The organism is Methanococcus mangrovi, from assembly GCF_054506835.1.
In genome coordinates, this window is record NZ_CP197114.1 from 1,142,400 (window position 1) to 1,160,821 (window position 18,422).

18 protein-coding genes and 3 tRNA genes are annotated in these 18,422 nt (G+C 33.0%); 8 read left to right on the forward strand and 13 right to left on the reverse strand.

The window, feature by feature from the left end:
- Window positions 1-10 precede the first annotated feature (10 nt).
- Both ACS5L2_RS06065 and crcB read right to left on the reverse strand, forming a co-directional pair.
- Complete coding sequence (locus ACS5L2_RS06065) at window positions 11-340, reverse strand: DUF190 domain-containing protein (protein ID WP_459201134.1); 330 nt, start codon at window positions 338-340, stop codon at window positions 11-13.
- 4 nt (window positions 341-344) lie between these two features.
- Window positions 345-713: a fluoride efflux transporter CrcB gene (gene crcB / locus ACS5L2_RS06070; protein ID WP_459201135.1), complete on the reverse strand. Its 369-nt coding sequence runs from the start codon at window positions 711-713 to the stop codon at window positions 345-347.
- Between the two features lie 100 nt (window positions 714-813).
- Between crcB and ACS5L2_RS06075 the strand changes: the two genes are divergently transcribed.
- Window positions 814-888 (forward strand) — tRNA-Arg (locus ACS5L2_RS06075).
- A gap of 71 nt (window positions 889-959) precedes the next feature.
- Here the strand turns inward: ACS5L2_RS06075 and ACS5L2_RS06080 are convergent.
- Window positions 960-1,298 carry a DMT family protein gene (locus ACS5L2_RS06080; protein ID WP_459201136.1) on the reverse strand — a complete coding sequence of 113 codons (339 nt, stop codon included), beginning with the start codon at window positions 1,296-1,298 and terminating at the stop codon, window positions 960-962.
- A 71-nt stretch (window positions 1,299-1,369) separates the two neighbouring features.
- Here ACS5L2_RS06080 and ACS5L2_RS06085 point away from each other — a divergent pair, with 71 nt between their 5' ends.
- Window positions 1,370-1,879: a GNAT family N-acetyltransferase gene (locus ACS5L2_RS06085; protein WP_459201137.1), complete on the forward strand. Its 510-nt coding sequence runs from the start codon at window positions 1,370-1,372 to the stop codon at window positions 1,877-1,879.
- A 15-nt stretch (window positions 1,880-1,894) separates the two neighbouring features.
- Here the strand turns inward: ACS5L2_RS06085 and ACS5L2_RS06090 are convergent, their stop codons facing one another.
- Window positions 1,895-2,446 (reverse strand): AAA family ATPase, encoded by a 552-nt coding sequence (locus ACS5L2_RS06090; RefSeq protein ID WP_459201138.1) that lies wholly within the window; start codon window positions 2,444-2,446, stop codon window positions 1,895-1,897.
- A gap of 36 nt (window positions 2,447-2,482) precedes the next feature.
- Window positions 2,483-2,686: a class III signal peptide-containing protein gene (locus ACS5L2_RS06095; protein WP_459201139.1), complete on the reverse strand. Its 204-nt coding sequence runs from the start codon at window positions 2,684-2,686 to the stop codon at window positions 2,483-2,485.
- 112 nt (window positions 2,687-2,798) lie between these two features.
- On the opposite strand from ACS5L2_RS06095, the gene ACS5L2_RS06100 reads away from it, so the two are divergent.
- The gene (locus tag ACS5L2_RS06100) at window positions 2,799-5,246 is read left to right on the forward strand and encodes a DUF5814 domain-containing protein (RefSeq protein ID WP_459201140.1); all 2,448 of its coding nucleotides are present in this window, start codon (window positions 2,799-2,801) and stop codon (window positions 5,244-5,246) included.
- On the opposite strand, the gene ACS5L2_RS06105 is transcribed toward ACS5L2_RS06100, so the two are convergent.
- The 3 genes from ACS5L2_RS06105 to ACS5L2_RS06115 all read right to left on the reverse strand — a co-directional run bounded on the left by ACS5L2_RS06105 (window position 5,239) and on the right by ACS5L2_RS06115 (window position 6,324).
- A complete protein-coding gene (locus tag ACS5L2_RS06105) occupies window positions 5,239-6,048 on the reverse strand; it encodes a DUF2334 domain-containing protein (RefSeq protein ID WP_459201141.1) in 810 nt (269 codons plus the stop codon). The genes ACS5L2_RS06100 and ACS5L2_RS06105 overlap by 8 nt on opposite strands.
- A 112-nt stretch (window positions 6,049-6,160) precedes the next feature.
- Window positions 6,161-6,233: transfer RNA gene (locus ACS5L2_RS06110), tRNA-Gly, on the reverse strand.
- Window positions 6,234-6,251: 18 nt separating this feature from the next.
- Window positions 6,252-6,324: transfer RNA gene (locus ACS5L2_RS06115), tRNA-Gly, on the reverse strand.
- A gap of 245 nt (window positions 6,325-6,569) precedes the next feature.
- Here ACS5L2_RS06115 and dnaG point away from each other — a divergent pair.
- Genes dnaG through ACS5L2_RS06130 form a run of 3 tightly spaced genes read left to right on the forward strand, consistent with a single transcriptional unit; the run spans window position 6,570 to window position 9,522 of the window.
- The gene (gene dnaG, locus ACS5L2_RS06120; protein ID WP_459201142.1) at window positions 6,570-7,877 is read left to right on the forward strand and encodes a DNA primase DnaG; all 1,308 of its coding nucleotides are present in this window, start codon (window positions 6,570-6,572) and stop codon (window positions 7,875-7,877) included.
- A gap of 34 nt (window positions 7,878-7,911) precedes the next feature.
- Window positions 7,912-8,205 carry a UPF0058 family protein gene (locus ACS5L2_RS06125; protein ID WP_459201143.1) on the forward strand — a complete coding sequence of 98 codons (294 nt, stop codon included), beginning with the start codon at window positions 7,912-7,914 and terminating at the stop codon, window positions 8,203-8,205.
- A gap of 39 nt (window positions 8,206-8,244) precedes the next feature.
- The gene (locus tag ACS5L2_RS06130; RefSeq protein WP_459201144.1) at window positions 8,245-9,522 is read left to right on the forward strand and encodes a UbiD family decarboxylase; all 1,278 of its coding nucleotides are present in this window, start codon (window positions 8,245-8,247) and stop codon (window positions 9,520-9,522) included.
- A gap of 58 nt (window positions 9,523-9,580) precedes the next feature.
- Here the strand turns inward: ACS5L2_RS06130 and rplJ are convergent, their stop codons facing one another.
- The 5 genes from rplJ to ACS5L2_RS06155 all read right to left on the reverse strand — a co-directional run bounded on the left by rplJ (window position 9,581) and on the right by ACS5L2_RS06155 (window position 15,379).
- The gene (gene rplJ, locus ACS5L2_RS06135; protein ID WP_459201145.1) at window positions 9,581-10,102 is read right to left on the reverse strand and encodes a 50S ribosomal protein L16; all 522 of its coding nucleotides are present in this window, start codon (window positions 10,100-10,102) and stop codon (window positions 9,581-9,583) included.
- Between the two features lie 127 nt (window positions 10,103-10,229).
- Window positions 10,230-10,922 carry a GTP-binding protein EngB gene (engB, locus tag ACS5L2_RS06140; protein ID WP_459201146.1) on the reverse strand — a complete coding sequence of 231 codons (693 nt, stop codon included), beginning with the start codon at window positions 10,920-10,922 and terminating at the stop codon, window positions 10,230-10,232.
- 13 nt (window positions 10,923-10,935) lie between these two features.
- Window positions 10,936-12,159, reverse strand: a complete 1,224-nt coding sequence (locus ACS5L2_RS06145) for a glycoside hydrolase family 57 protein (protein WP_459201147.1) — start codon at window positions 12,157-12,159, stop codon at window positions 10,936-10,938.
- A gap of 76 nt (window positions 12,160-12,235) precedes the next feature.
- Window positions 12,236-14,101 (reverse strand): glycoside hydrolase family 15 protein, encoded by a 1,866-nt coding sequence (locus ACS5L2_RS06150; protein ID WP_459201148.1) that lies wholly within the window; start codon window positions 14,099-14,101, stop codon window positions 12,236-12,238.
- A 102-nt stretch (window positions 14,102-14,203) separates the two neighbouring features.
- Complete coding sequence (locus tag ACS5L2_RS06155) at window positions 14,204-15,379, reverse strand: glycosyltransferase family 4 protein (RefSeq protein WP_459201149.1); 1,176 nt, start codon at window positions 15,377-15,379, stop codon at window positions 14,204-14,206.
- 107 nt (window positions 15,380-15,486) lie between these two features.
- Here ACS5L2_RS06155 and ACS5L2_RS06160 point away from each other — a divergent pair, with 107 nt between their 5' ends.
- A complete protein-coding gene (locus ACS5L2_RS06160) occupies window positions 15,487-17,055 on the forward strand; it encodes a glycogen synthase (RefSeq protein ID WP_459201150.1) in 1,569 nt (522 codons plus the stop codon).
- 31 nt (window positions 17,056-17,086) lie between these two features.
- Window positions 17,087-18,403, forward strand: coding sequence for a glucose-6-phosphate isomerase (gene pgi, locus ACS5L2_RS06165; RefSeq protein ID WP_459201151.1), 1,317 nt, complete (start codon window positions 17,087-17,089; stop codon window positions 18,401-18,403).
- Window positions 18,404-18,422: the final 19 nt, after the last annotated feature.

An 18,422-nucleotide genomic window follows, 5' to 3' on the forward strand; every position in this document is an offset into this window, starting at 1 on the left:
TGACGAAATATTATTTTTTTAATTCCTTAAATACCTCAATGTCCTGCATTGTTATAAGACCGTTTTCTGAGACTATTTCAACGAGTTTTGGCATTACTTCGTTTAGTTTTTCCTCGTAATCGATGCATTCAATTACTGCTGGAAGGTTCATGGAGAGCCTCAGTATATCAATTCTCGAAAAACCCCTTGTTCCGTAGCCACAAAATCCCTTAAAAACCGTTGCACCTGCAATTCCATTGTTTTTTAGTGTTTTAATTATTGAATTTATAAGTAGTTCCTTTCCATACTTGTCTTCTTCTTTTAAGTAAATCCTGAGAAGTTTTGCAGTTATTTTTTTCATTACATCACCAGAAAAACATTGATGCGAGTCTTCCAACATATACCATTCCAAGACATCCAAATACATTTAAAATAATGTTTAATCCAACTTTCAAATAATAATCATGTTCTAACATAGTAAAAGACTCATAACTGAATGTAGAAAATGTAGTAAGGGCCCCGCAAAACCCAGTTATTATAAATAACCTGTATTCAGGAGATAACGAACCAAATAATGAAGAGTATATTAAAAAGCCAACAATAAAACTTCCCAAAAGATTTACAATAAGAGTACCTGTTGGAATTCCAAATTTTACCGGAATTATCCCACTAACAAAGTACCGCAATATCGCCCCGAAAAATCCACCAAGGCCGATAAGTAAAATTTCTCTCAAAAAATCACCAGATATTCAGATTAGTTTGCCTAACTAAAAGATTTATATAGTATATAATAAATTATATTGAAAAGTACTTCTTAAAATAATATATAATTTTGGGCCCGTGGTTTAGCTTGGATAGAATACAGGGCTTCGGACCCTGTGGTCGGGGGTTCAAATCCCTCCGGGCTCGTCAACATTTTAAAAATGAAATTTAAGAAGTATTTACACTTTTTTAAACATATTATTGAAAAATTTAAAAGATTACCATTTTTTAAAGATAAAAACTGCTGCAAGGATTATAAAAAAGAATCCTACTGCGTAATTCCACCGAAATTCCTCTTTTAAGTAAATTACTGAAAAAATACTGAATATCACAAGAGTTATTATTTCCTGAATTACTTTTAGCTGTGCTGTCGTAAAGTAGTTTGAACCGATCCTGTTTGCTGGAACCTGTAAACAGTACTCAAAAAATGCAATCCCCCAACTTAAAAATATAACAATCCAAAGTGGGGCCATTTTGTACTTCAAATGCCCATACCACGCAAAAGTCATGAAAATATTTGATAAAACGAGCAATAAAACTGGCAAATACTGTTTCATACCCTACCTTTTTTATATTTTTTAAGTATATAGAATTAAACTGTTTATTAAAATCTTTCGATGGTGTTACTGTGAATAATAATTTAAAAATTAATATCCGACCAACAACAGTTTCAGACGTCTCATTAATCCTTAAATTTATCAAAGAACTCGCTAAATATGAAAACTTAGAAGACAGCGTTCTTGCAACAGAAGAAATAATAAAAGAATCATTATTTGGAAAAAAACAGTACGCAGAAGCTTTAATTGTTGAAGCACGTTCAGAACCTGTTGGTCTTGTTTTATTTTTCCACAATTTCTCAACATTCCTTGGAAAACCAGGAATTTATATCGAAGATTTATATATTAAAGAAGAATTCCGGGGAATGGGACTTGGGAAAAAAATATTTGAATATTTATCAAATCTTGCAAAAGAGCGAAATTGCGGAAGAATTGAATGGGTAGTTTTAGACTGGAACCCTGCAAGAAAATTCTACGAAAAAATGGGTGCAGTTCCCGTGGATAACTGGTTAATTTACAGATTAACAGGGGATAAAATAGATGAATTATCAAAAAATTACTTATCTGACAAAAAAAATTAAAATAATATTTAAAAATTAATCTGTCGTAATTACTTTTTTAAACGTTTTTTCAAGGGCGCTTATAAAATCATCGTAACTTCCTTCGTTTACAACCATGTAGTCAGAAAGTGAAATTACATTTCCAATTGAAAAATTCAATTCTCTTTCGTCCCTTTCAACAAAAGTATTCCAGTCATTTGAATCATCTTCACGGTTTCTACCAGATAACCGTTCAAACCGGGTTTTTGGCGAAGCGTGAATTGCAATAATATCAAGTTCAGCATGTTTCTTAAGATAATTAACTTCATATATACTCCGAATTCCCTCAATTATAACAAAATCTTCACAGTTATATTTTTCATTGACATACTTAAGGCAAGGCACCGCAATTGCCTCTTTTCCATGAATTTCTCGAAGTTTTACCGCAGTATTTCCAACATTTTCGGGATTTAATGTAAGTCCCTGTTTTGATGTTTCGTGCCTTACAACATCACCCATTGAAACGACAGTTATTTTGTATTTTTCTGCCAATTTTGTAATTGCGCTTTTTCCAGACCCAGGCATTCCTGTAATTCCAATTAACTTCATATTATCCCGATTGTTAACATGTTCTAAGTTAATTATTTAACTAACTTCACTTAAAGCATCCATTGCGACATTGTGTGTATTATTAATCGTATTGATATTTGATTCCTGAACCGATTTTGAACTTGTAATCAAGTGGTATCCTAAAAGAATTGCCGCGGTAATGACTGCAAGAACCAGAACTGAAAATTCAAGACTTAATTGACCCTTTTTTGAAAAAAACTTCTTTAAAGCAACAGACATTTTACCACCATTTTATTATATACCTTTAAATTATATAGCTTTGTACCATTTTCATACATTTATAATATTATCTGTAATTTATGGTTTTTATTAGTAATTATTTGGTGAATCCATGATTATTGTGAGAAAATTAAAGAAAAAGAAAGAAGAGATCCAATTTGTTGATTTAACCGATGAAAAGGCATATTACGGGATAATAAGGCCTGCAAATAATAAAATTACCCTCTATAAATGTAGAGAAGAAAAAGCAGGAAATGTAAACCCGATACAACCCTCAAAATTATTAAATTTCGTTAAATCAAACAAAGTTCTTTTAAGTACTGATGAAGAATCGTTAAAATTAGAAGAATTCCTCAAACAAAACAATATTAAATATAAATACATTGATTTATGCCCATTTTGTATTATCAAAGGAAAATTTAGCGAGATTACGGACAAATACAAAATATACAACAGCGAGACCTGCCTTGAATGTGCAATTGACGAAGTAAAACACGAAATCGCGGTTAACGAAGAGTTTATCGAAAAATTACTTAGGAGATTTAAGGATGCGAATAAAGTAATTGAACTTTTCAAGTCTAAAAATCCACTTAAAAATCCAGAACTTACAAAATACGATGTTTTAACTGGAAACACCGACGATGACATAAAAAATTATGGCATTGATGAACTTGAAATTCCTGATTTTTTAAAAAAAATTATTAAAAATAGAGGAATAGACGAATTACTTCCAGTTCAGACTCTTTCTGTAAAAGCTGGGCTTTTAAAAAATGATAATCTTTTAATTACCTCTGCAACGTCATCTGGAAAAACTTTGATTGGAGAACTTGCAGGAATTAAAAACATCTCTGAAAAAAAGGGTAAATTTTTATTTTTGGTACCATTAGTTGCTCTTGCAAATCAAAAGTACGTTGAATTTAAAGATAGATACGAAAAAGAAGGTTATTCTGTATCTTTAAGAGTTGGAATGGGAAGACTTTCCGAAAATAAAGGAAGCGACATCAATTCGAGTATCGATTCTGACATAATAATTGGAACATACGAAGGAATAGACTATTTGATAAGGTCAGGTAAATTAAAAGACGTTGGAACCGTTGTAATTGATGAAGTTCACTCTATGAACATGGATGAACGTGGTGCACGTCTTGACGGCCTTATTGGAAGATTGAGGTACTTATTCACCTGCCAAATGATATATCTATCGGCAACGGTTGGAAATCCAGAAGAACTCGCTTCAAAACTTGGATCAAAACTTGTTTTATACAATGGAAGGCCAGTACCTCTTGAAAGACATTTGATTTTCACCAAAAACGATTATGGAAAGTTAAATCTTGTAAACGATATTGTTAAACAGGAATTTGGTTCAAAATCAAAATATGGGTTTAGAGGCCAGAGTTTAATATTTACATTTTCAAGAAAAAGAGCAGAATACATCTCAAATTATCTAAACACCAAAGGAATAAAGTCAGATTACTACCACGGTGGAATGGAGTATTCTAAAAGGCGAACTGTTGAAGATAATTTTTTAAAGCAGAAAACGATGTGCGTTGTAACTACCGCAGCACTTGCGGCAGGAGTTGATTTTGCAGCGTCCACTGTTGTTTTAGAAAGCCTTGCGATGGGTGGCGACTGGTTAAACCCTTCAGAGTTCCAGCAGATGTGTGGTAGAGCTGGAAGAAAAGGAATGCACGATAAAGGAAAAGTTTACAGCCTCGTTGAAATTGGTAAAAAATATCACGCTAAAATGGAAAATTCAGAGGATGAAGTTTCATTTAAATTATTAAATTCAGAACCTGAAGAAGTTTCTTTGGAATACAGCGAAGATGAAGAATTCGAACAGGTTTTAGCAAACGTCTGTTCAATTAAAAATTACAAAAACAAAGTTACGATTTCCGATGTTTCAAAAGTTTCAGTTCTTGGAAAAAATTTGGGTTTAAATTATGTTTTAGAATCGCTTTTGGGCTTTCAGATGCTTGATTTACAGAATAAAAATATAAATACAACTCGATACGGTTATGCAACATCAGTTTCATTTTTGTATCCAAAAGATGCTGAAAAAATACGGAAAAATTTGCATAAAAACCCTATTGATTTGGTAGTATCTATTTCACCATTTGAAAATGTGTACATTCCAGCAAACTTAAAGAATAAAATCACAAAAACTACAAATACAAATATTCCAACAAGATTTACCGATGCCTTCGAAGTAATAAAAGAAAATTTTGAAAAAATAAAGGATAAAACCCTTAGAGACGAAATACTGCCGTGGTTGATCGAATTTGATGGAATGATTGAAGAGGATATTATTAATTACAATTCCAAAAAAGTTCTTAATTTAAGAATAAACAAAAAAACACCGCTTCAAATATCCAAAGTCATTCACGATACGCTAAATCTTCAAACATATAGCGGAGATATCTATTCATACCTTGAAACTGCGATAAATACGCTTGATGCAGTTGAAAGAATTGGAAATATTTACAATAAAAATATAGCAAAAGAATCTGCTAACTTAAAGAAAAAGATGGAAAATCCATATAAAAATTCCAAAATTAACTAAAATCTATTTTTTTAATTCCAAAATAGGAATAAATATCTTTTTTTGAATTTTCGTTATTAAATGCGTTTTTTTCTTTCGTAAACTTCAGGAATTCATCCAAAAATTCAATACCTCCACCGTAATTTACCGCCCTTGGATGTATTGAAAGGAAATATTTACATTCTGATTCCAAATATTCCTCTTTAGCCAAATCTAATTGATTTGAAGTATTATTTTCTTCAAGATACCAAGTATATTCCTTATTAGTAATATTGTATCCACAAACTGTACTGTTATTTATTTCAAAAGCACATGCGCCAATTATTACTGAAAAATTCTTTTCAAACATTGCTTTTTTCGAATCTTCGGAAACGCCATATCTTGGTGGAAGAATACATGAAATACCATCAATTTTGTAGTAATTTAATATTTCAAGAGATTTTTCTATTTTTTCAACCGCTGTTGTATAATTACAGTCAAATTCCCGACCAATATGGTCATACCCGTGTAATTCAACATTGTATCCTTTTGTTTGAAGATATCGAATATATTTAACGAAATCATGATTTTCTTCCAAGGGATTATCATTTGCGTGGTCAACTATCAAAAAAAGGTATGTGTTTTTAGAATACCCATATTTGCTAATTACCCCATCGATTTCCATTAAATCTTTTAAATAAACGGGGCTAACATCGTGAATTAAAATTATCGGTTCAAAAAGATTTTTTTCATTAACTTTAGAATTATCTTCAAAAGAATATATAGAAAAATTTACGGATAAAGCTAAAATTACTATGAAAAAAATCAGGGTTACAAGTTTCAAAAAATCCCCATAAAAATGATTAATTATATTTGAAAATAGAAGATTTTGAAATATATAAGACCATATCATTTATTAATCTAAATCAATAAATTAATACGTCCAAAATAAAAAGTGCGCCAGTCGGGATTTGAACCCGAGTTACTGGCTTGGAAGGCCAAAGTGATACCAGGCTACACCACTGGCGCACGTTCTAACTTTAGAGATGCGGCCTCCGGGATTTGAACCCGGGTATCGGCCGTGGCAGGGCCGTATGATACCAGTCTACATCAAAGCCGCTATTTTATTCCCTTTCTCACTCATCTCAGAGCATAGTACACATTGTAGTATCTCATATATAAACTTTTCGGTATGATTGGGTGATAACAGACCACTAAAAAAAAATAAAAGAAAATTCAGTAGAAATTCCCATATTAATTTTATATACAAAAAATATTATAAGTACATAGATAAGATTAGATTACTGTTTCGAGAAAATTTGGATTTTGAGACTGGTTGGTCAAACTTCTTTAGGAGGATCATTTATGGATTTAGGAACTACCAAATATATCATATATACCGAACTCATTGCAGACGGTTACGTTGAAAAACACGACGTAATAGGCGCAATTTTTGGTCAGACCGAAGGATTGCTTAGTAATGAACTCGATTTGAGAGATTTACAAAAAAGTGGGCGAATCGGAAGAATCGACGTTGACCTTGAAAATATCAACGGAAAATCTTTTGCCAAAATAACGCTGCCTTCAAGCCTTGACAAAGTTGAAACATCGATACTTGCAGCAACTCTTGAAACGATCGACAGAGTTGGACCCTGTTTTGCCACTGTTAAAATAACAGAAGTTGAAGATATTCGGGTCTCAAAAAGACAGTATATCACAAACCGTGCCAGGTCTATTTTAAGAAAATTAATGGACGAAATGATTGACACCTACGAAATAACAGAAGAAATCAAAGAGTCATTAAGAACAGAAGAAATTATGGAATATGGGCCAGAAAACCTTCCTTGTGGTCCAAATATCATACATTCCGATTCTATTATTGTTGTTGAAGGAAGAGCTGACGTTTTAAATCTTTTAAGATGCGGAATTAAAAATACGGTAGCTGTTGAAGGTACATCAGTTCCAAAATCAATTATGGAACTAACAAAGAAAAAAACAACTACTGCTTTCACCGATGGTGATAGAGGGGGAGAATTAATTTTAAAAGAACTTCTCCAAACTTGCGATATAGACTACGTTGCAAGAGCGCCTTACGGAAAAGAAGTTGAAGGAACCTCGAAAAAAGAAATAATAAAATGTTTAAGGGCAAAAGTTCCTGTCGAACAGATTACTGGAAACAATTGCAATATTTCTGAAATTATTGAATCAAATATTTCCGAAGAAGTAATTGAACCAATAACCCCGAAATACTTTGAAAAGGTTAAAACTCCAGTTGTTGAACCTGTTTTTGAAGAGGAAGTGGTCGAAGAAGAAACAATTATTGTAGAACCAGTGAAAAAAGTAGAAACTGATATTATCGATGTTGATGCAAACAATGAACTTCGATCTGAAAAAAAATTCAGTGGTGTCAAAGAAATAGTCGATAGCATTAAAAATACCGGTAACGTTACGTTTGTTGTTGATGGAACCGAAAAGACAAACACGTTTAAAGAATTTCTAACAAATATCCATGAAATCAAAAAAATGGACTTTTTTGCAGCAGACATGCCAATAAGTCAAAAGATAGTGGATTTACTATATGATAAAACCCCGATAATTGTTGGAAAAGAAATAAATGTTACTAAAAAACCAGTAAATCTTCGATTATTTTCATTTGATGAAATTGTAGCCTAAAAAACAATTTCTTTTTAAATTTAAAGGTGATTGAATGCATAAGGATGAACTCATCCAGTTACACCAGCTCTTGGTTTACATGAGAAAAGATTTGGCGAGAAAATTTGGAGTTGAACTTGAGGAATCATTTAAAGAATATGATGAGTTAAATATAAGGCCCCATCATATCCACAGGACTAAATCAGAACACACCTTTGCTATTTTTTTATTGTCTGGAACCATTGGAAAGATATTATCTGAAAAAGGCAACGTTCCAAGAAGTGTTGCAAGCAGGTTGAACGATACCGGTGAAAAATTAAGTAAAGAAATTGCTAGAAAAAAACGATAATCTTTTTATTTTTGTTTAATTTACTTTTCAGGTGGTTATATGGTAAAAAACCTCATAAATTCTATTGAAAAGCTTGTTTTTGAAAAATCTACCAAAAAATTTGGGGTTTCAAGAATTTTAAAAGAAAACGACGATACACCAGTTTTCATTAAAGACGTGAATGGATACCCAGTTATTGGAAATTTATGCACACGAGACGTTATTGCAAAAAGTCTCGGCATTAAAAAAGAAGATTTAATGAAACACATGGTTGAATCAATCGACAATGAGAAAAAGGGAGAATTCATTATCGATGAAAGTTTAGAAAAACTCTATATCGATGATGATTTAGAAAAAATTCACGATTACCCGATTCCAACATACTACGGAAAAGATGCTGGACCATACCTAACTTCAGGAGTAGTTATCGTAAAAGATAAAGATGAAGGAGTAAACGCATCAATTCACAGGATTTTAGTCAGGCCTGACGGCAACTTGGCAATTAGGATGGTTGAACAAAGACACCTCCATTACATTTATAATAAAAATATTGGAGATGGGGAAGTGGACTGCGCAATTGTTATTGGAGTTCATCCTGCAGTTTTACTTGCAGCTTCAACCTCAGGAGATGTTTCATTTAACGAATTAAAGTACGCTTCTGCGTTAATGAAAAAACCATTAAATTTAGTAAAATGTAAAACCGTTGATTTAGAAGTTCCTGAAGCAGAATTCATTATCGAAGGAAAAATTACGGCAGAAATGGTTGATGAAGGACCATTTGTTGATATTACTGGAACATACGATGTTATTAGAAAACAGCCATTGATTAAAATAACTGCACTTAGGAGAAAAGAAGATGCAATATTCCACGCGCTACTTCCCGGAGGAAGCGAACACAAAATCCTGATGGGACTTCCCCAAGAGCCAAGAATGTACAAAGGAATAAGAAACACCGTTCCATCACTTAAAAATGTTGCTTTGACACAAGGCGGATGCTGCTGGCTAAATGCTGTTGTTTCAATTGATAAAAAAACAGAAGGCGATGGTAAAAACGCAATCCTTGCAGCACTTGCAGCACACCCAAGTTTAAAACACGTAACTGTTGTAGATAGCGACATCAACATCTACGATGCAAACGATGTAGAATACGCGGTTGCTACAAGAGTTCAAAGTGATAAAGATATTATAATCATTTCTGGAGCTAAAGGATCGTCTTTAGACCCCTCAGCAGACCATAAAAACAAATTAACCGCAAAAATGGGAATTGATGCTACAATGAGTTTATTAAAAGGAAAAGAAGAATTTGTTAGAGCAGAAGTTCCTGAAAATGATGAATAATCTTAAAAAACTTATATTTTTTAAAAAAAATTTTATTTTAAAAATAGAAAATACTTAATTAATCTTTAATTAAGTCCTGTCCTTTTGTTACAACGATTTTGCATGCTGTTGGCAATTTCATTGAACATCTTCTTAATGCTTCTTTTGCAGCGTAGAATTTTTCAGGGTTTACACCAATTGTGATGATTTCCTGTCCTTTTTTAACTTTTGCAGCTGTTCCAACAGCTTTACCGAATGATAATCTCATTCCATCGGAAATCCTGTCCGCACCTGCTCCTGCAGCCATTTTGTTTTCTCTCAAGATTTCGTGTGGGTAAACTCTGATGTTGAATAAGTATCCTGTTCTACCGCATTCACTCAAAATGTACTTGTTACCTGCAATCCTTGAGGATTCTAAAGCGTTGTGTCTTATCAAGATATCTGATTTTGATACAAGTTGTACTTCTACTGGGAATTCAACGCTTGAGTTACCCATAACGTAGTGAACAACTTTTGGTTGAGGTACTGCTCTTACGTATTCTTTTCTTGTGTATGACCTTCTTGCTGGGTCTCTGTAACATCTTGCTGGTCTTAGTGCCATAATTGTTCCTCCATATGTTTCGTGTTTATAAAAAAGCCATTCTATAAGCGTGCTACAATATACATCTATCTAATGATATATAAACATTTCTTAAACTATAAAATGTCAAAAAATTAAAAAAAGTCTTTTACTTCTTTGATTTTTTAAAGCCATTTATTCTTTTATTTATCCTGTGAATTATCCCATCAATTCCGTAATTATCTCTCATTATTGCAGGAACAAAATTATCAAGCCACTGTCTCCAAGGGGGTAAAAATCCAAGTGTTTCTGAAACCCTATCAAGGTGACTGTCCCATTCAGAATTTTTTATTTTATCCATCTTGTTTACAACAAATATCGGGTTTAATTCAAGTTCTTCTAAAAAATCAGCCATCTCTAAATCAATTGGAACTTCACCTTTGCTGTCCCACCTATCAACAATATCTATAAACGATTTAGCGTCAAGTATGTGAATTGATGCTGCAATTGTGTCTTTGTTGTCTTCAACATAGTGTATAATCTGGTCTTTAATTTTTTCCTGTGCTTTTTTTTCTATTCCCTCCATGAATCCAAAACCTGGAAGGTCTACCAAAATATACGTTCCCATATCATATTCGCTAATTTTTAATGTAACTCCGGGCTTTTTTCCTACCCGCACATTCTTTCCAGTTACAAATTTTACAAAAGTTGATTTTCCGACATTTGAACGGCCCATTACAATTACTTTTGGTCTCTCATCTACCTTCTTTTCAGTTCGGATATATTTTTTAAATTTTTGAATATCAATGTTCTGACTTTGAATATTGACATTATTTTCTTCGCTGTTCGTGTTTTCATACATAAATAATCACTTGTTACTTGAAGTAGGTTGAAAGTAATTTCAAAACTATCTGATTTTTAAAATCATAATATGCATCCAGATATGCTGCATATGCATCATATGGCGTTGAAAAATGGCTGAAATAGGAATGAACATCCATATCATTAAAACCTTTCGTGCACATGTAGTAAAAATTATCGCTGGTCTGCATATTCTTATAGATTTTATATTCTATTAACTCTTTTCGCTCTTTTTCATCAAAACGTTTTAAATAGTGACCTAAATAAGTCCTTATTTCTTTTAATTTCTGGAAGGATAACTGCTGCATCCTGTTTCCAAGCCATGCACTCAAATCCCGTTCTGAATCCGCCCACGAGAGGGTTGAAAATTCAAAAACATCAATAGTATCTTTTGGAGTACACAATTCAAGAATTTCAGAAGGTGTTGCATATTCAATATGTTCATAATTTTCTATCTCTTTTGGAAGGTATCTTAAAAATTCAAAAATCCCTGTATCAAACCACTGGTGTTCACCAAAAGTTTCGTAGTCCATGTACAAATTTATGCAGTCTCCAGGAGTATTTGAAAGCCAGCTTGCATATTTATCCGCCATCAAGGGGTATTCTTTCCAGTCTCGTGAAGAAAATCTAAATCCTATGTCATCACTTAAATTATAGTTTCTAAGAAGTACATTTAATCCCGATAATGAACTGTAAACATAGTTTGGCGACCTCCAATCTAAAATACGGTCAGCACCTTCTGTAAACATCCCGTTAAATCCCATCTCTTTAATTGTTTCTGCAATTTTGTTGTTGAAAATCAATTCAGTATTTCTAAAAGTCGTGGTTTTGTACCCAAAAAGTTCCTTTATCAATTTTTTATGATCAAGGATATCCTCTTTAAATTCTTCATGGTCTTCAAAAAGACTTGATAATGTGTGGTGGTACGTTTCACCTAAAAATTCTACATTTCCAGTTTTTGCTAAATCTCTAAACAATTCAACGACTTCTTCATTAAATTCAAGAGCCTGCTCTAAAAAAACACCGGTAATACTGTAAGCTATCTCGATATCGTAATTATCGATTAATTCAAGCATTATCATGTTTGATGGAATGTAACACTTATCAGCTACCTTGTTAAAAATTTCTTTATTCAATTCTACGTCCACATAGCGGTTCCATAAATCTTCGCTATGCATATTTACAGATTTTCTGAGCCTGTTTGGTTGATGGACCTCAAAATTAAGAGACAGCAACACAGTTATCCCCCACAGATTTAAACTATATAAAAACTACATAAAATAGTGTTATTAATAGTATATAATATATCTTGATTTATGGAATTAATAGCTCAAAATCCCCATGAATTGCAATTATAAACATTGCATGAGACCAGCCAAGAGGCATTGCTGAAATTGGAACTCCAAGGTCTTTGTGTACCTGTTCAGGCATCAAACCGCTAAAACTGTAATTACACACCCAATCAAACAGTTTTAAACATTTTTCACGATAATTATCCAGAATTTCTTTTTTAATTGATTTATTTTTTGAGAGATTATATATAAGCAGTTCATAGTACATGTAAAGCCAGAGTGTATTTATAATCCAAGGATTTCCACCAAAATAAACGTCTTCGGGGTATCGTCCAATTCCCCCGACTTTATAGTTAAATGCTGACTCTATCTGGTCCGCTGTTGCAACCATTTTTGGATCGTCTGCATTTACTAAATTGAATGGAAAACTTATTCCAAGTATGCTTGAATCTAAAGCATTATCTTTTGGATGCATTGACTTTAAAAACCGGTTTTCATCATTTACATATATTTTCTCAACCACATCTTCTTTTAAAAATTTCAATGCGTTTTGCCATTTTTCAACTAATTCGCCATCTTCTTCCAAAATTTTTGCAATTTCTACTGCTGACTTTAACCCCCCATAAATAGAGCCTATCGTGTATGTAAAAACCCCATACTTTTCTTCCCAGAGGTCGTAGCTTGGATAAAGAGTTATTGCTGTATTTGAAAGATAATTTGCTGCTTTTTTTATCATTGCCCAGTTTTTACGCAAAAATTTTTCATTTTCGCTCTTCCGATAATGAATCAGCGCTGCCCAGACAGTTGTTCCAACCTGATCGATCTGCATTGCGGTTAACCTTGGAATTCCATTGATATAATAACTCTGAACCCATGAACCATCTTCATTTTGGGTTTTTCTGCACCATTCAAAATATTTTTCAACAATGCTTGACTGTCCACAAAGAGAAAGTGCAACTGCAATGTATCCCCCATCTCTGCACCATACATGCCTGTAATCTGGATAAAGCGAAGGAGAAGCCATTATTCCACCACCCCTATCACATAATAAAAGTAGCGTTAAAAGGGAACGTTTACACAAATCTTCACACATTGAAACCCGGTTTAATTCATTTGCACTTAATTTACTTATCGTTGTTTCGAGCAAATTTTTCCAGTACGAATTTGTAAGCTGGTAGAAGTCCTCGTGGTTGTCGATAACAACTTTAATCGAATCCATCGTTTCCATTAATTTATGATAATCCCCATCGTACTTGTTCATGATAATATATACTGAAACCGACTGTTTTTGACCTGGAAGCAGTTTTAAATTCCATGAAATAGCGCTATCTGTTATTAAACCTGAAGAAGTAGAGTATTCTTTTAAAATTCCATTTGCTATATCAATTAAAGCACTTCTATCAGACGAACGAACCCCGCACTGGTAAGAATCTATTTTTTTATCACTTCCAACACACATTGCATACGTTCCATCGTATTTCATGATCATTTTGCGGTCTTTTACATACTGTACCGTATTTTCTTCCGGAATCTCTCCCATTCGTAAATTTTCATAAAAAAATAATTTTAAATCCTGTGTTTCATCGGTTTTATTCGATACTGAAATCTGTTTTATTATAATATTATGAGAAATTGGGATATAATCCCTTGTTTCCATCAAAAATTCATTGCATTCGTAAGTAGTGCGCAAAATATTCGTATCTTTCACGTAACTTTGATTAATATCCCAGTCATTGTCCCACGCCCATTTTAGACCGTGATTGTAAATTGCAAAAGAAGCATCAAAAATGTGTTTTTCATAGCCAAGGCTCGGGTAAAACATGTATTCAATAGACCCTGAATCATCTATTTTTGCAAGGATATTCCCATTTCCGATAATTCCAACCATCAGCCCCACCCTGAATCTATTGAAAAATTAGTTAAATAAAATAAAAAATGTAAAAATCATAAGTTAATCCTATTAAATATATTAATCAAGTTTTATAAGAATTTATTGCTTCATCATATCAATTGCACGCTTATAAACTTGCATTGTTTGATTTGCAATTGCATCCCAGCTGTATTTTGTGTATGCATCGTGTTTTGCATTTTTAATTATCCATTCTCTAAATCCCCAGTCCGAAATTACCCTATCAAGTCCCCATGCAATAGAGTCTGCATCTCGAGGATAGACCTTAACACCATTATACTCGTGATTTATAATTTCACTAAGGCCCCCAACATCACTTGCAACAACAGGAGTTCCTGCAGCCATCGATTCAAGTGCAACAATCCCAAATGGTTCATAAACTGAAGGAATAACGCATGCATCCGCATATTTATACAATTTTTTTAAAAAATCCCCGTTTTTAAATCCTAAAAAGATAATCCGATCTCTACATCCGAGAACCCATGCTAAATGTTCTAAATGTCCTTGCATACCCCCCTCCCCTGCAATTATCAGTTTTGAATTGGGGTGCCCAATTAAAAATTTTTGAAATCCCCTTATTAAGTGTTCGACCCCTTTTTGATAAACAAGCCTTCCAACATAAAGAATCATGTTTTCATTATCATTTACCCCAAGATTTCGTCTGAAATTATATTTTTCATCATCATTTCCATTAAAATCAAATTCCCAAGGGTTTACCCCGTTATATATCACATTTACCTTTTCCCAAGGCGTATTAAATCCATGACACAGCTCATCTTTAATAGAATGGCTTACTGCAATAAGCTGGTTTGATTCGTAGCTTGCCCACCACTCTATGTCATTTATTGCTCGTGAATCTTCTGAATTAACTCCACCACACCTTCCCCGTTCAGTACTGTGGATTGACTGGATATAGGGCTTTTTTACAGTGTGTTTTAAATTTGTACCTACAAACGAGGTCATCCAGTCGTGGCAGTGTATAACATCATAATTTTCAACACCCAAACTCCCTATTTTTTTTTCGATAGCATTTGCCATGAACATTGCCCACGTTAAAAAATTATTATGTGAAATTGGTTTTACACGGTAAACGTTTACACCATTTATTTCTTCATGTTCTGGAAGGTTGTAACCAATAGTTATAACGTCCACTTCGTTTCCCGCCCTCACGAGTGCTTCAGATAGCCCTTTACAGTGTACTGCTAAACCACCAACCATTAATGGGTGGTATTCCCAGGTAACGATGGATACCTTCATTTTTCCACTTACTCCCCTTCAACGATTAAAAACTAATATATTCTCTATTAAACATATATTTTCATTAGCATATAAAAATACGGGATAATTGTAAAAGGGGTATTTTTATGAAAATAGCTATATTGACACCGACAATAGCACCATTAACTTCAATCGGGGGACTCGGAGATATTTTAGAAGATTTACCAAAATTTTTGAAATTTTTGGGAAACGAGGTATTTGTACTAACTTTTGACCACCAGAATAAAATTTCAAAAAGACCTCATGAAATTATAAAAAAAATAGAAATAAAATATCAAGGTTCAAAATTTTTATTTGAAGTGATAAAAACAGTTCATCCAAGTTCCAATTTTGAAATTTTCGCGTTCAGTAACCCAAAAATCAATTCACTCGATAGTTGGGACCCGATAAAATACGAAATTTTTGCAGATTTAGTTGTATCCTTTCTCTCAGACATTGAAAACATTGAATGTGTTTCGGGCCACGACTGGCCTTGTGGACTTGCAATTGCAAAATGCCATGAAAAATTAAACATGCCCACAACACTTACAATCCATAACGAAGCTTTCAAAGGCCCGATAATTGAATACAAAGGACACATTTTCTCATTTTTAGAACATGGAATATACTTTAGCGATGCATTTAATACTGTAAGTCCAAATCATGCAGAAGAAATACGGAATTTAGATTTTTTAAAGAATTTATCTAAAGAAAAACCATTTCACGGGATAATTAATGGAATAGATACTGATATTTACTCTCCAGAATCGATTATCGAAAGAATGACAAATTTAAGCAACAAAAAACTAAATCCAAAAGATTACTGCTATATTGAAAACTATAATATCTCTAATGCAACAGTTGTAAAACCAAAAATAAAAGAATCGTGGTTTTGTAAATGTAAAAATTTAAAAAAATATATTAATGATTGGAACAATATGGACAAAAGTAATATTTCAGGTAGTGACGTTGAAATATATGGAAATATTAAAGGGGACTTAAAAACACCATTAATTGGATTTGTTGGTCGTGCAACATATCAAAAAGGTTTTGATTTGATATTTGAAACAATGCCTGAAGTATTAGAAGAAAATAACGCTAATTTTGTACTTTTATCAAAAGGGGAAAAATCAATAGAAGAAAAAATAAAAGACTTTGCAGAAAGCTACCCAAATAAAATCATGGCTCTTGTTGGACACTGTCCTCCGATAGTTCCAATTATATACGCAGGATGTGACTGGACCGTTGTGCCGTCTCTTTGGGAACCTTGCGGATTAACACAGATGGAATCAATGTCTTATGGAACTCCAGTAATTGCAAGAAATACTGGAGGATTAAGTGATACTGTAATTTCACTTCATCCTGATCCACATAAAAATCCAAATTTTGATATAGCAACAGGTGTTTTATTTAATGACTATGATAAATTTGGGTTCAAATGGGGTATCGAACACGGGCTCTACTGGTCATTTTATAATTTGGAAGAAGCATGTATTTTTATAAATTATAAACATGTACACTGCCCAGAAAGTCCTTACGAAGAAAATAGCCCCTTATCAATGTTAATTAGAAACTGCTACTACCACGTACAAAAAAACTTGAGCTGGCAAAATAACGACAGCGCTGAACGATACAGGGCACTTTTTGGCGGTGCAATGTACAAACACTACTTCTAAATAACCATAACTATTTTTCAGGAGGAGTACGATGAACGGGGAACTATCCTTCAAATACGATAATGTAATGGAAGAAACTTTGGGCAATTTAGGAATTAATAATAGAGAATTAGAATCATTTAACAATGAATCTTCAAAAATTATTGAAATTTTAAAACAAAAAGAACTTAACGGAAATTTTGGATTTTTAGATGTTTTAAATGATAATTTAGATAAATATTATGAATTAAAAGAGCACTCCAAAAGCTTTGAAAATATTCTTATTATTGGAATAGGCGGATCAAATTTGGGTTTAAGGGCTGCTGAGACAGGAATACTTGGAAATTTTAAATCGAGATATGAACTCCCAAGAATATTTTATATGGACAATTCTGACCCTGAAAAAACTTTTGATATATTAAATAATATCGATTTAGAAAAAACCCTCGTATTTGTCATAAGTAAATCTGGAAATACCGTTGAAACACTTGCAAATTTCTTTATAGTTAGAAATTTGATGAAAAAGAAAAACATTGATTTAGAAAAAAATATTGTTTCGATTACGAGCGGTGGGGAACTTGAAAAACTTACCAAAAAAGAAAATTACATACATTTTGAAGTTCCCGAAAATGTCGGGGGAAGATTTTCTGTTCTTTCCTCAGTTGGGATTGCCCCCCTTTCATGTACTAACGTGGATATACAAAAATTAATCGATGGTGCTAAAAGTATAGAAAAATCCTGTAAAAACGAAGATATTTTCAAAAATCCTGCTTTGATGAACGCGGTAATTCATAAAATCATGTACAATCGCGGAAAAACAGTTTCTGTAATGATGCCATATATTGAAAGGCTTAGAAGTTTTGGAATGTGGTATGGACAGCTTTGGGCTGAGAGTTTGGGAAAAAAAGGTTTTGGACAGACTCCCGTTATTGCAGTTGGTGCAACGAGCCAGCATTCCCAGCTTCAACTATACATGGATGGCCCCAATGACAAAATTACCACATTTTTAAAAGTTGACAAGTTTAAAAATGAGTTAAAAATCGAGTATGAATATGAACACAGTCTTTCAGGCCATAATTTATCAGAAGTAATTACTTCAGAACTGTTTGGAACTGAAAACTCGATGACACACAATAATATTCCAAATGTAAAGATTTCACTTTCAAAATTAAATGAAATCACTCTGGGAAAACTTTTCCTGATGTATGAAATGCAGACCGCAATTTCTGGAGAACTTTACGGGATTGATGCATTTGACCAGCCTGCAGTTGAATACGGGAAAAAAATAGCTCGTGAAATTTTAACAGGTTCTAATGACATTAAAAGCGAATACCAACTTAATGGAAAATACACGATAAATTCTAAATAATTTATGGGGCGTGCGTAGT